This is a genomic window from Sphingomonas sp., from assembly GCF_031372575.1.
Taxonomy (GTDB): domain Bacteria; phylum Pseudomonadota; class Alphaproteobacteria; order Sphingomonadales; family Sphingomonadaceae; genus Sphingomicrobium.
Window position 1 is genome coordinate 1 of record NZ_JANMLM010000012.1, and the last position, 12,221, is coordinate 12,221.

At 61.8% G+C, this 12,221-nt stretch carries 15 protein-coding genes, 1 tRNA gene and 1 pseudogene; 5 read left to right on the forward strand and 12 right to left on the reverse strand.

The window, feature by feature from the left end:
* On the forward strand, positions 1–673 hold a 673-nt coding region (locus tag RMN73_RS00755), incomplete at its 5' end, for a hypothetical protein (protein WP_309601409.1).
* On the opposite strand, the gene RMN73_RS00760 is transcribed toward RMN73_RS00755, so the two are convergent.
* From RMN73_RS00760 to RMN73_RS00785, 6 genes are all read right to left on the reverse strand, one after another.
* On the reverse strand, positions 670–1,386 hold the full coding sequence (locus RMN73_RS00760) for a DUF4956 domain-containing protein (protein WP_309601410.1): 717 nt from the start codon (positions 1,384–1,386) through the stop codon (positions 670–672). The genes RMN73_RS00755 and RMN73_RS00760 overlap by 4 nt on opposite strands.
* Before the next feature lie 69 nt (positions 1,387–1,455).
* The gene (gene ppk2, locus RMN73_RS00765) at positions 1,456–2,250 is read right to left on the reverse strand and encodes a polyphosphate kinase 2 (RefSeq protein ID WP_309601411.1); all 795 of its coding nucleotides are present in this window, start codon (positions 2,248–2,250) and stop codon (positions 1,456–1,458) included.
* The gene (locus RMN73_RS00770; protein ID WP_309601412.1) at positions 2,247–2,912 is read right to left on the reverse strand and encodes a hypothetical protein; all 666 of its coding nucleotides are present in this window, start codon (positions 2,910–2,912) and stop codon (positions 2,247–2,249) included. Before RMN73_RS00770 ends, ppk2 begins: the two co-directional genes overlap by 4 nt.
* Before the next feature lie 109 nt (positions 2,913–3,021).
* Positions 3,022–3,720 (reverse strand): 50S ribosomal protein L1, encoded by a 699-nt coding sequence (gene rplA, locus RMN73_RS00775; protein ID WP_309601413.1) that lies wholly within the window; start codon positions 3,718–3,720, stop codon positions 3,022–3,024.
* 4 nt (positions 3,721–3,724) lie between these two features.
* Positions 3,725–4,156 carry a 50S ribosomal protein L11 gene (rplK, locus tag RMN73_RS00780; protein ID WP_309601414.1) on the reverse strand — a complete coding sequence of 144 codons (432 nt, stop codon included), beginning with the start codon at positions 4,154–4,156 and terminating at the stop codon, positions 3,725–3,727.
* 166 nt (positions 4,157–4,322) lie between these two features.
* Complete coding sequence (locus RMN73_RS00785) at positions 4,323–6,305, reverse strand: ATP-binding protein (RefSeq protein ID WP_309601415.1); 1,983 nt, start codon at positions 6,303–6,305, stop codon at positions 4,323–4,325.
* A 129-nt stretch (positions 6,306–6,434) separates the two neighbouring features.
* Between RMN73_RS00785 and RMN73_RS00790 the strand changes: the two genes are divergently transcribed.
* On the forward strand, positions 6,435–7,472 hold the full coding sequence (locus RMN73_RS00790) for a PAS domain-containing protein (RefSeq protein ID WP_309601416.1): 1,038 nt from the start codon (positions 6,435–6,437) through the stop codon (positions 7,470–7,472).
* A 4-nt stretch (positions 7,473–7,476) separates the two neighbouring features.
* On the opposite strand, the gene RMN73_RS00795 is transcribed toward RMN73_RS00790, so the two are convergent.
* Positions 7,477–7,875, reverse strand: coding sequence for a response regulator (locus RMN73_RS00795; RefSeq protein WP_309601417.1), 399 nt, complete (start codon positions 7,873–7,875; stop codon positions 7,477–7,479).
* Positions 7,876–8,006: 131 nt separating this feature from the next.
* Here RMN73_RS00795 and gntA point away from each other — a divergent pair, with 131 nt between their 5' ends.
* Genes gntA through RMN73_RS00810 form a run of 3 tightly spaced genes read left to right on the forward strand, consistent with a single transcriptional unit; the run spans position 8,007 to position 10,100 of the window.
* Positions 8,007–8,702: a guanitoxin biosynthesis heme-dependent pre-guanitoxin N-hydroxylase GntA gene (gntA, locus tag RMN73_RS00800; protein ID WP_309601418.1), complete on the forward strand. Its 696-nt coding sequence runs from the start codon at positions 8,007–8,009 to the stop codon at positions 8,700–8,702.
* Positions 8,692–9,273 (forward strand): urea carboxylase-associated family protein, encoded by a 582-nt coding sequence (locus RMN73_RS00805; RefSeq protein ID WP_309601419.1) that lies wholly within the window; start codon positions 8,692–8,694, stop codon positions 9,271–9,273. Before gntA ends, RMN73_RS00805 begins: the two co-directional genes overlap by 11 nt.
* Positions 9,270–10,100, forward strand: a complete 831-nt coding sequence (locus RMN73_RS00810; protein ID WP_309601420.1) for an ATP-grasp fold amidoligase family protein — start codon at positions 9,270–9,272, stop codon at positions 10,098–10,100. Before RMN73_RS00805 ends, RMN73_RS00810 begins: the two co-directional genes overlap by 4 nt.
* Here RMN73_RS00810 and RMN73_RS00815 read toward each other — a convergent pair.
* The 5 genes and pseudogenes from RMN73_RS00815 to RMN73_RS00835 all read right to left on the reverse strand — a co-directional run.
* Positions 10,092–10,478, reverse strand: a complete 387-nt coding sequence (locus RMN73_RS00815) for a nuclear transport factor 2 family protein (RefSeq protein WP_309601421.1) — start codon at positions 10,476–10,478, stop codon at positions 10,092–10,094. The genes RMN73_RS00810 and RMN73_RS00815 overlap by 9 nt on opposite strands.
* 210 nt (positions 10,479–10,688) lie before the next feature.
* Positions 10,689–11,228 (reverse strand): transcription termination/antitermination protein NusG, encoded by a 540-nt coding sequence (nusG, locus tag RMN73_RS00820; RefSeq protein WP_309601422.1) that lies wholly within the window; start codon positions 11,226–11,228, stop codon positions 10,689–10,691.
* Between the two features lie 17 nt (positions 11,229–11,245).
* Positions 11,246–11,443, reverse strand: coding sequence for a preprotein translocase subunit SecE (gene secE / locus RMN73_RS00825; RefSeq protein WP_309601423.1), 198 nt, complete (start codon positions 11,441–11,443; stop codon positions 11,246–11,248).
* A gap of 140 nt (positions 11,444–11,583) precedes the next feature.
* A tRNA-Trp gene (locus RMN73_RS00830) sits at positions 11,584–11,659 on the reverse strand.
* A 44-nt stretch (positions 11,660–11,703) separates the two neighbouring features.
* A pseudogene (locus tag RMN73_RS00835) lies at positions 11,704–12,221 on the reverse strand (AMP-binding protein); the annotation flags it as partial.

Genomic DNA, 12,221 nt, shown 5'->3' on the forward strand with positions numbered 1-12,221 from the left:
GGAGAGTTTCCAGCAATATGTGCTGATGGAATATGCCACCTACAAATTGTACAACCAACTGACACCGTTGAGCTTTGGGGCGCGGCTGGCCAAGATCGATTATGTCGATGCGGCGGGTCGGCCGATTATTTCGCGGATCGGATTCTTCCTCGAGGACGTTGACGACGTCGCCCGCCGCAACGGGATGCGCGAAGCCAAGGTCGGTGACCGGATCGCGGTATCACAGTTGAGCGCGGTGGATTCGGGCCGGGTCGGGGTGTTCGAATATATGATCGGCAATCTCGACTGGGCGATGCAGGCGGGGCCGGGCGGAAGCAATTGCTGTCACAATAATCCGCTGATCGGGCCGGGACCGGCGGGCCTGGTGCCGGTGCCTTACGACTGGGATTTCTCGGGACTGGTCGATACGCCTTATGCCACCCCGCCGGATTCGATCAACGTCACCAGTGTCCGCCAGCGCCGCTATCGCGGTTTCTGCCGGTTCAATGCCGAGGCGCGGGCCGCGATCAGCACAGTCCGGGCGCGCCAGGGTCCGCTGCTAGCGACCTTCGCGACCGTGCCTGGAATCGACCCGAAAACAGCCAATAAGGCGACCAATTATCTCGGCGGTTTCTTTGCCGATATCGCCACCGATGCCAGCGTCGAGGCGAAGTTGGTCAAAAACTGCCTTTAGGGTGCGGGTGGCGGCTTTGAGCCGGGTACCGCATCCTCAACCATTGGCGGACCACCGACCGGGGCCGATCCGACCGGTGCGCTGGTCGGGCCCTTGAGCGGATCGAAGTCAGTCATGTAGCGCTTCATGCCTTCGCGTTCGCCATATTCGGTGATCCACAGGATGACGAAGCACAGATTGAAGGCGAAGCTCATCACAAACGCAAGTTCGACCGCACCAATCCCCGAGGCGAGGCCGATCCCGACCGACAACAAGATGTAGAGCGCGTCGCCCGAGCTCTTGAGGCTGTTCTTGAACCGCACCGCCCCCGCAATCCCGCCCAGCGCAAAGGCCAACGCCAGGCTGCCCTGGACGACGATCACAATCGAGGTCACGACCACCGGCAGGATCAGGATCGAGCTGATCAGCGACTGGTCATATTCTTCCGAGGTGCGGGTTGCCATATAGACCCAGCTGACCGGAAGCGCGGTGACCAGCGCGCCGAGGATCGCGACCCCCATCCAGCCGAGACTGGCGCCGAGCGTCTTGACGCTGGCCGCCGTCGCCGCCGCCTCGAGCGTGCTCGATTTGCCCGCGCCCTTGATCAGCGCCTCGGCTCCGCCAATGGGAAGGTAACCACGCAAATCGGGGTTGATGGTCAGCACCGCCCACATCCCGCCGACCAGCACGAGATAGTAAATGATGAGCTGTGTAATCAGTCTGCTTGCTGGCATGGTCGGCCCCCTGGCAATCACATGTGGCGCAAAGGCTAGGCGAATCTTGCGCTGGCGCAAGTGTCGTGATCAGGCGAGTTTGACCGGGTAATTTTCGATCGGGTGGAGCACGCCATATTTTTCCCGCTGTGGCTTGTGCGTAAGCCCGGGCCAGTCGAGGTCGGGGGCCGGCAGTTCGGTGTCGGGCAAGCGGTCGAGCAGGTCGCGGAGCAGGGTCAACCGGCCGACCGCCTGGTCGTTGAAATCGATCAGCGTCCACGGTGCCCAATCCTTGTGGGTGGCGGCGAGCATCTTCTCGCGAGCGTCGGTATACGCGTCGTAGCGGGTGCGCGATTCAATATCGATCGGTGACAATTTCCACCGCCGGCGCGGATTGTTGAGCCGGTTGGTGAAGCGTTCTTCCTGATTGTCCTGATCGACGCACAGCCAATATTTGAACAACAGCATCCCGTCTTCGACCAAATGCCGTTCGAATTCGGGGGTCGCGCGGAGGAAGGCGTCGGCCTGATCCTCGGTGCAATAGCCCATCACTTTTTCGACCCCGGCGCGATTATACCAACTGCGGTCGAACAAGGTGATTTCGCCCCTTGACGGGAAATGCTCGGCGTAACGCTGGAAATACCATTGCCCCTGCTCGCGCTTCGACGGTGCGGACAAAGCGACGACCTTGCACTGGCGCGGGTTGAGGGTGCGCGCGAACATGTCGATCGAACCGCCCTTGCCGGCGGTATCGCGGCCTTCGAACAGGATCACGACGCGCTGCCCGGTCTCCTGGATCCAGCGCGCGGCGTCGCTCAATTCCTTGGTCAGCGGGTCGAGCGCGGTCTCATATTGCTGCCAGCTGAGGATCGATTTTCCGCTCATGCGATGGCCGCACTTTCCGCAAAGGTGAAATTGACCGGCTTGGGCTCGCCCGCGCCGTCAAACGCTTGATTGGCAAACGGGCCATCGGGGTCGACCCAGTGGAGGAACAGGTGCGCCGACCACGCATTGGGGTTGGGCTGGGTCCGCCCGTGACGATGGGTGACCCCGCGATAAGCGACGGCATCGCCGACCTTCATCGCCATCGTCAGGCTCTGTTCGGTTCCGAAATCATCGGCGTTATTATTGTTGTCGGGGCCGTCCATGCCCGAGGCACCGATCTCAAGCGCCCACGGCACATCGTCGCTATAATCGAGCGTCAGCGACAAGCTATGCTCGCACGCCGGGCGATCGCGGTGGACGCGGCAAATGTCGCCCTCGCGATAGATTCGGAAATAGTCGTAGGTCGGGACCAGCCGCTGCCCGGTGACGATTTCCATCGCCGGGGTCAGTGCCCACAGGAATGCCTGCATCGGCGGATAGGCATTGCCGTAAATATCGAACGCCGGCCGTTTGAGGATTTCAATTTTCTCACTTGGCGGGGTGATCGGCCCTTTGGGTATATCCGCCTTGAGCCTGGCCATCAGCGCGCGTGCGACACCGCGCGGCACCATCTCGCGCACCAGCGCATAGCCATCCCGGCGATAATCCCCCTCAATCTCCATGTGGTGTCACTAAACGGACCGGCCCTTCCGAGGCAAGCTGCAACAAAAAGGCCGGGGCGTCCCCACCCCGGCCTGATTGATTGTTTGTCGCAATGCGAAATGCCTGGCCTTAAACTCCCGCAATCTCGGCGGTGTCGAGGCGGACGCCGGGGCCCATGCTCGAGCTAAGCGCGACCTTCTGGACATATTTGCCCTTGGCGCCGGCCGGCTTGGCCTTGACGATGGCGTCGAGGAAGGCGTCGAAATTGGCCTTGAGGTCGGCTTCGGGGAAGCTCGCCTTGCCGATCCCGGCGTGAATGATCCCGGCCTTTTCCACGCGGAATTCAACCTGGCCGGCCTTGGCGAGGCGGACGGCTTCGCCGACATTCGGGGTGACCGTGCCGAGCTTCGGGTTGGGCATCATCCCCTTGGGACCGAGCACCTTGCCGAGACGGCCGACGACACCCATCATGTCAGGGGTGGCGATGACCCGGTCGAAATCGCTGCGGCCGCCCTGAATGGCTTCCATCAGATCTTCTGCACCAACCACTTCCGCGCCGGCCTTGGTGGCTTCCTCGGCCTTGTCGCCGCGCGCGAACACCGCGACGCGGACGTCCTTGCCGGTACCCTTGGGCAGGTTGACGACGCCGCGGACCATCTGGTCGGCGTGACGCGGGTCAACGCCCAAGTTCAGCGCGACTTCGATCGTCTCGTCGAACTTGGCGGTGGCGAGGCTGCGGACCAGGGTGATCGCTTCGGCGACACCATAATTCTTGTTCGAATCGACCTTGCCGTCGAGCGACTTCAATTTCTTGGTGAGCTTGGCCATGGTCTTAACCCTCCACTACCTGGAGGCCCATCGCGCGAGCGGAGCCTTCAATGATCCTGGTTGCGGCCTCAATGTCATTGGCATTGAGGTCCTTCATCTTCATTTCGGCGATCTCGGTCAGCTGCGAGCGCTTGATGTTGCCGGCGCTGATCTTGCCCGGCTCGGCCGAACCCGCCTTGAGCTTGGCGGCTTTCTTGATGAGGAAGCTCGCCGGTGGCGTTTTGGTGGTGAACGAGAAGCTGCGGTCGGCATAGACGGTGATCACGGTCGGGATCGGCATCGCCTTTTCCATCTCCTGCGTGGCGGCGTTGAACGCCTTGCAGAATTCCATGATGTTGACGCCGCGCTGCCCCAACGCCGGCCCGATCGGGGGCGATGGATTGGCAGCGCCTGCGGGCACCTGCAGCTTGATATATCCGGTAATTTTCTTGGCCATCAGTCTCACTCTGTAGAGGGCGTTGGAACGATCCCGCAGCCCGGTTCAAGTTTAGCGGTCCAGACGGCAGCACGCTGCCTCCCGCAATGGTTTTCCTCAGCAATGCTGGTTGGAAGCCGGTGCCCCTAACCGAAGATGGCCGAAAAGGGAAGGGGGCAGCGCGCCCTTACACCTCCAGCGCCGCCGCCATCGCGTCGCGCAGCGCGTCATGAGTGAAGGGCTTGCGCAGGATCGGGCAGGTCACGCCGGACACCGCCAGCGACTCGCTGTCCCAGTAACCGGTGATCAGCAGGCATGGCAGGCCAGGATGGATTTCATTGGCCCGGGCGATCACGTCGGCACCGCTCAATCCGGGCATCGCGAAATCGGCCAGCAACAAGTCCGGCTTGCGGTTCGACAATGCGGCCAGCGCGGTTCGGCCATCGGCGACCGATTCGACGCGGTGGCCATCGGATTCGACCATCTGGACCAAGGTTTCGCGGACGTCGGCATTGTCATCGACGATCAGCAGCTTGAGCGCGCCGGGCAGGTTGCGCCCGCGTCCGGCGGCCGGCACCGATACGGAAACCGCTGCGGCGGCAGCGGCAGGCAGGATCATCCGCACAATGGTGCCCTGACCAAGCGTGCTGTCGATTTCGACATGACCGCCCGATTGGCGCGCGACCTCGGCTACCTGGGCAAGGCCGAGCCCGGTGCCGGCGCCCTGTGGTTTGGTGGTAAAGAACGGCTCCTGCGCGCGGCGTAGCGTATCGGCGTCCATCCCCGATCCGCTGTCGGTAACCGACACGGCAACCCACGGCTGCCCCTTAAAATCGATTCTGGCCGCGCGGACCTCGACCATTCCGCCAGCGGGCATCGAATCGCGGGCGTTGAGGATGAGATTGAGTATCGCCAGTTCGAACTGAACCTTGTCGGTTGCGATCGGCGGGGTTCCCGGCTCGACCGACCAATTGAGCATGTGACGCACCTCAAGGCTTTGGCCGGCGAGATCGGCGACATCCTCGAGCGCGCGGACGATGTCGACGACGATGATCTCCAGCTTCTGGCGGCGGCTGAAGCTCAACAATTGCGAGGTCAATGTCGCGGCGCGCTCGGCGCTTTCAAGCGCGCCCTTGGCAAAGCGTTTTTCGCGCACGTCGAGGTTGGGCGAGCGGTTGAGCCGGTCGAGCGCGCCGACGATCGGGGTCAGCAGATTGTTGAAGTCATGCGCCATCCCGCCGGTCAGCTGGCCGAGCGCTTCGAGCTTCTGGGTTTCCTGGATTCGGCGGGTGAGCGCGCGCGTACTATCGATCTGGCGGCGCGCGACGAGGTACAGCAGTAGCGCGAGCAGCAGGCTGAGCAGCACGGCGACTCCGATCGCGACCCGAAAGGCCATCGCCGGATCGTCGATCCGCTGCGCCTTCAGCGCGACATGCGCCTTCCAGTCGGTGATATCTGAGCCCGCGAACGTGGTGTAATTTTTCACGCCTTCGAGCGTCTTCCCCGAATAATTGCCTTGCCTGGTCAGCGCCGCCGAGGCGCGTCGGAGATGAGGGGAGCCGATAGTGCCAAACCGTTCGTTGTCCATCAACGATCGGGCGATAAAGACCCCTTGGCGGTCGGCAATGGCGCTGACCGCATATTGATTCTGCGCAACGGGCAGAAGCCGCAGGAAGGTGGTATTGGGAATATAGAGATGGAGGGTCTGCGGGTTGCCGCTGCTATCGACCAGTCCGCGACTGACCACGACGCAGTGGCACGTCGGGGTCTTGACCAAGGTGACCCGATAAGCGCCGGGCAAAAGGTAGGGCCCCGTCACAGCACCAGCTCCCGCCTCAGCAAACAGGCGGCGCTGCGACTGATTGTCGTCAAGCGCGGCGCCCGAGAAGCGAGTGCTTGCAGCCAGCAAGTCGCGCACCTGGGTGACCGCGGTCCGGGCATTGCCCGACCGGATTGCCTCGTCGACCGCGAACGCCTTGCTCACCGCCAGCGCTTCGCTCAGCACCGCGTCCGACCGTGCTATAATCAGCTGGGAATCGGTATAGGCCCGCCGCTGGAGTTCGCGCTGCTCGTTCTGAGCGACGAATGCGTAGCGGAATGACATGAACAGAAAAAACGGCAATGCCGCGATCAGCAGGAACAGCCAGACGGAACTACGGTCGTACTTCAAGACTCTGCAGCTCCTCCCTTACTCCGCTAGGGTCGATCACCAATCCGCGCAACCCACAAGCGTGGAGCAAAGCAGGATGTGCATCGTTAGGCGGGAACGTAACTGATACCGAAACGATCCGGAGCCTTGATGACCGACACTACCTTTTCTGCAGAATCCGGCCTCGTCGCCGCGCGCAACGCGCTGCGCGATCACGATGTCTCGTTCCGGACGATGGCCGATGCATTGCCGCAGATGGTATGGTCGACCTTGCCCGATGGATTCCACGATTATTACAACGCACGCTGGTACGAATTCACCGGTGTTCCGGCGGGTTCGACCGATGGGGAAGCGTGGAACGGCATGTTCCACCCCGATGACCAGGACCGGGCATGGGCGATCTGGCGGCATTGCCTGGAAACCGGCGAGCCGTATGAAATCGATTATCGGCTGCGCCACTACAGCGGCGAGTATCGCTGGACGATCGGCCGCGCCTTGCCGGTTCGCGACGGCGAGGGGCAGATCGTCCGCTGGATCGGGACCTGCACCGACATTCATGAGACCAAATTGGTTGCCCAACAGAACGAGATTCTAAGCCGCGAGCTAAGCCACCGGATCAAGAATATCTTTGCGGTGATCGCCGGACTGGTGTCGCTATCGTCGCGCCAGGACCCGGGGCATGAAGGCTTCGCTGCCAGCTTGAAGCATCGCATTGCGGCGCTCGGCCGAGCCCATGAATTCGTTCGCCCGCATAGCGACGAATCGCGGCCAACCGACCTGCCCGAGAGCCTGCACGGGATCATCCGTCAGATTCTTGAACCCTATCCCGCACTTGGCCAGGCACGGATCGTCGTGAGCGGCGACGACTTCAAAATCGATGATCGCGGAGCGACACCGATCGCCTTGGTGATCCATGAGCTCGCCACCAATGCGGCGAAATATGGAGCGCTCTGCTCGAGTGACGGCAAGGTCACGATCTGCACCGGTTCGGATGGCGACGATTTGCGTATCGAGTGGGAAGAAACCGGTGGCCCGATGCTAGACGGCGAACCGGCTCGCAGCGGGTTTGGCACCAAGCTGATGGAGCTGAGCGTGGTCAATCAACTGGGTGGGCGCTTCGATCGAGCCTGGCGGCCTGAAGGGCTTGCGGCAACCATCACGGTGCAGCGCAAACGGATCGCCCGCTAGGCGTTCAGCCGAATAATTTAAGTGCGGCGGGCGGAGCGACGGCTTCGCCGCTGCGGATGCGCAGCGCATAGTCGACGGCACTTTTCACCGTCTCGCTATCAGTCGGTTTGGTGAGGACGCCAATCGTGCCCGAAATTCCATCACCGAGCATCCGCGGATTGGCCGTCAGGAACAGGACGGTAACGCCTTTTTCGCTCAGCAATTTGCCGATTTGGGGACCGGTGAGTCCGTCGCGCAGGTTGAGATCGACCAGCGCCAGATCGATCGTCTCTCCGAAATATTCCTCTGCGGTGCTAAGGTCGGGAGCAATGCCAACCGGCTCGAAACCGGAATCGGACAGGATCGATTCAAGTTCCAGGGCGACCAGCATTTCGTCTTCGACAATGAGAATCTTGTGTGTCATCGGCCTTCAAATTTCGCGTAAAAAGGTAAAACAATAACCTCGAAACCGACTTGCGGTTCCCCCAAAAGTAACTCCCGAGGGTAAATTAGTTCGTTTATGCAACCCGATCAGCAGCTTGTCGTTAAGCCGGAATGTTGAATGCTCCCCAGGATCAGGCCCACCTACTGGCGCGTCGTTTTGCCGCGTTCATCAGCAAGCCCGAATTCCCCTGCGTCGGGGCCAAGGCCGCGCTTAATCGCGACGGCATGCGGTTCGTCGTGGCGCGCGATTTCCGCTCGGGCTGGGACGATTTGCGGATCATGCCCGGCCTGCTCGACCTCGCCAAATCCTACCGCGCGGACCCCATCCCGTTCCAGTCCCTGGTGGTGATCTTCGAAACCGGTGCACCGTCCGGCGAGGCGGAGTTCGAGCGGGGATTATGGGCGCGGCTGCAATCGCTCAGCGACAAGGACGAATGGCTCGGCCAGCCAGCAGATCCGCGCGTGAAGCATGATCCCGATGACCCCCATTTCGCGATGAGCTTTGGCGGCGAAGCATTTTTCGTCGTCGGCCTCCATCCTCTGTCCAGTCGCCCGGCGCGACGGTTCGAAAAGCCAGTAATGGTGTTCAATCTGCACGACCAGTTCGAGCGGCTCCGCGCCAAAGGACGTTATGACAAATTGCGCGGCACAATCCTGGATCGAGATGTCCGGCTGGCGGGATCGATCAACCCGATGCTCGCGCCGCACGGCACCATCAGCGCTGCTCGCCAATATAGTGGGCGGGCGGTGTCCGATGCGTGGAAGTGCCCGTTTAGCGGCCGAACGGATACGCAAGATGCCGCATGAAATTGCGCCCCGCAGCGGGGTCGCCTTCGCGCTCGACGCGGGCCAGCGATTGTCGGTGATCGATCCGCTTGGCGGGCAAGTGGCCGACTTGCTGGCGTTCAACCGCGACGATGTCGGCGAAGTGATCAGCGCGGGGCGGACGATCGACTATGCGAGCCGCATCTATTTGACCAAGGGCGATCCGCTATATTCTAACCGGTCGAACGTGATGCTCGCTATTGTCGAGGATGACGTCGGGCGGCATGATTTCCTGCTCACCCCGTGCAGCAAGGAGATGTTCCGGATCATCTATGGCGACGCCGAGCCGCATCGCGGTTGCTTCGGCAATCTCGCGGTGGCTTTCGCCCCGTACGGAGTGACCGAGGACATGATCCCGACCGCATTCAATTGCTTCATGAATGTACCGGTCAATGGCGACACTGGCGAGATCAAGGTGCTGCCGCCGCTGAGCAAAGCCGGCGACCGGATTGTGTTTGAGGCCAGGATGGACCTGATCATCGGGCTGACCGCTTGCTCGGCGCTGCAGTCGAACGGCGGGTCGTTCAAGCCGATCCAGTGGGAAATCGGGTGAACGCGCTTGCGCTCGCGCCGCCATTCCCGATTGTACTCCCGGCCGCGTCATGGGCGCGGTTGCGGGTGGCCTTATTGTATCGCTGGCGGCACGGGCGCTGGCCCGATCTCGATGCGCCAGTGCGGTTCACCGAATGGGTCCAGTGGCGCAAACTCAATGACCGCTCCCACAGTCTCGCGCTTCTGACGGACAAGGCGCATTCGAAGGCAATTGCGGAGGCGCGGCTTGGCTCGGCGCGGACGATACCGACGCTTTGGCTCGGCGAAGCATTGCCCGAGGTCGCGCCATGGAAGATGCCGTTCATCGTCAAGGCCAACCACGGCTGCGGTCAATTTGTCGTGGTCCGCACCAACGCCGATTACGACAGGGCGAAGGCCGCCGCGCCGCGCTGGCTCAAGCGCGCCTATGGTGGATTGCTGGATGAATGGCATTATGGCGCGGCGCGGCGGCTGGTGCTGGTCGAGCCCTATATCGGCGGGCCTAAGCTGCCGATGGATTACAAGGTTTACGTGTTTGGCGGTCGGGCCGCGTTGGTGCAAGTTCACGCCGGGCGCGGGGCAGATCATCGCTGGACCCAATTCGACCGCGACTGGATGCCGCTCTCGGACGATCCGATCGATGCCAGGAAGCCCGATTGCCTCGCAGAAATGCTTGCGGCGGCGGAAACGATGGCGGGCGACGAGCCATTCTTGCGGGTCGATTTTTATTGCGAAAATGGAGCGCTCAGCTTTGGCGAATGTTGCCTCTATCCGGGATCGGGATTGGATCCGTTCACGCCGGATTCGCTCGATTTGAAGCTGGGCGCCTTGTGGACGCAGTCAGCCTGAGCGGGCGAGCATTTCGGCCATTTTCTGGTGGACGAGATTGACCGCTTTGAGTGGCCTTATCATCACCTTGAAAGCGGCGATCCGCTGCCTATCGTCGGTCAGCCTTATGATGTCGACGCCATTAATGGTGATTCCGTCGATCACGGTTTCAAACTCGAGCACCGCGCCGGTGTCGGAGCGCCATTCCCCGATGTAGCGAAAGTCGGCGGTGCCCAGCACCTGTGTCGCGGCGGTGAGATAAGCAGCCGTGATTGACTTGCCGTGCTGCGTTTTATGAACAATCGGGCTGTCGAAGGTCGCTTCGGAATCAAGCAGAGCGCTTAGCGCGGCCGCATCGGGCGAGCGAACATAAGCGTGCCACGCGTCGATCGCGGTCATGATTTCGACCCCTGTTGTTGGTCCGCGGCGTCGCGGTCGGCGATTGCTGCGGGCGGGGTGCGGGGCATCACCCGCAGGTCGCCGGCAATCGATTCCATGAAGAAAGTCTCCTTGCCCCTTTATGTGGCACGGCGCAGCGGCAATGGAAGCCCGACGCGAAAAAGGCGGCCCGCGAGGACCGCCTTCGTCATTGTCGCGATGGAGCGCACCTTATTTGACGCGCTCAACCTGTTCGAATTCGAGCTCGACCGGGGTCGCGCGGCCGAAGATCGAGACGCTGACCTTGACCCGGCTGCGGTCGAAATCGAGTTCCTCGACGATGCCGTTGAATGACGCAAACGGGCCGTCGAGCACCTTCACATTGTCGCCGATCTCATAATCGACCTTGACCTTCTGCTTGGGCGCGGCGGACGCGGCTTCTTCGCGGGTCGAGAGGATCCGCGCGGCTTCCGCCTCGCTGATCGCCTGGGGCTTGCCATTGGGGCCGAGGAATCCGGTCACCTTCGGGGTGTTCTTGACCAGGTGATAGACGTCGTCGTTGAGCGCGAGCTTGGCGAGGACGTAACCGGGGAAAAACTTGCGGTCTGAAGTGACCTTCTTGCCGCGGCGGATTTCAGTGATCTTCTCGGTTGGGACTTCGACCGATTCGACTAATTGGGTCAGGCCCATGCGCTTCGCGTCGGCGAGGATCTGGTCCTTCACCTTGTTTTCGAAACCGGAATAAGCGTGGATGATGTACCAGCGGGACATGTCGATGCGCCTTGTTGTTAGCCGAGCAGGCCGAGCAGGAATTTGACGATGGTCGAGAAGAAGGCATCGACCCCAAGGAAGAAGATGGCCAGCAAGGTGGTCATAATCAGCACCATGATCCCGGTGGTGACGGTTTCCTTGCGGGTCGGCCAGACGACCTTGGAGGCCTCGGCACGGACCTGATTGACGAATTCGCCGGGGGTAGTCTTTGCCACTTTGGTCAGCCCTCGTTCGCAAACGGATAGAAAAAAGAGGCCCGCGGACTTTCCGCTGGACCTCGTCGCAGCGCCTTACATCGTATCTTGTGATTTAGGCAAGCTGCGGCGTTTCTCAATGGCAGAAGCATTGGTCGCAATGGCAGGGGCAGGGGGACTCGAACCCACGACCCTCGGTTTTGGAGACCGATGCTCTACCAACTGAGCTATACCCCTAGGCCGAGGGGGCAACTAGCCGCGCGACCAGCCAATCGCAAGTGTTAAGCCGCGACGTCGAACGGGACGATTTCGCCGCTGAGGTAGAGATTGCGCGCCTTGGTGCGGCTGAGCTTGCCCGAGCTGGTTCGGGGCAGGGTGCGCGGGGGGACCAGCTCGACCACCGGGGTGATCCCGGTGATCGCGCGGACGCGTTCGCGAATGTCGTCGCGCAGGCGGCCACGTTCGGCAGGATCGCTGACCCGGCAGTGGACGAGCACGGCGGGGGTTTCCTCGCCGCTTGGGCCGGTGATCGCGAACGCGGCAATGTCGCCCGACTTGAACCCGGGCACTTGCTCGACCGCCCATTCGATGTCCTGCGGCCAGTGGTTGCGGCCGTTGATGATGATCATGTCCTTGGCGCGGCCGACGATGAAGATGTAGCCGGCCGAAACGTAGCCCATGTCGCCCGTATCGAGCCAGCCGTCGGCCGAAAGGCAGGCGTCGGTCGATTCGGGATCGCGGAAATAGCTGTGCATGACCGATGAGCCGCGGCAATATAATTTGCCGATCCCGCGCTCGG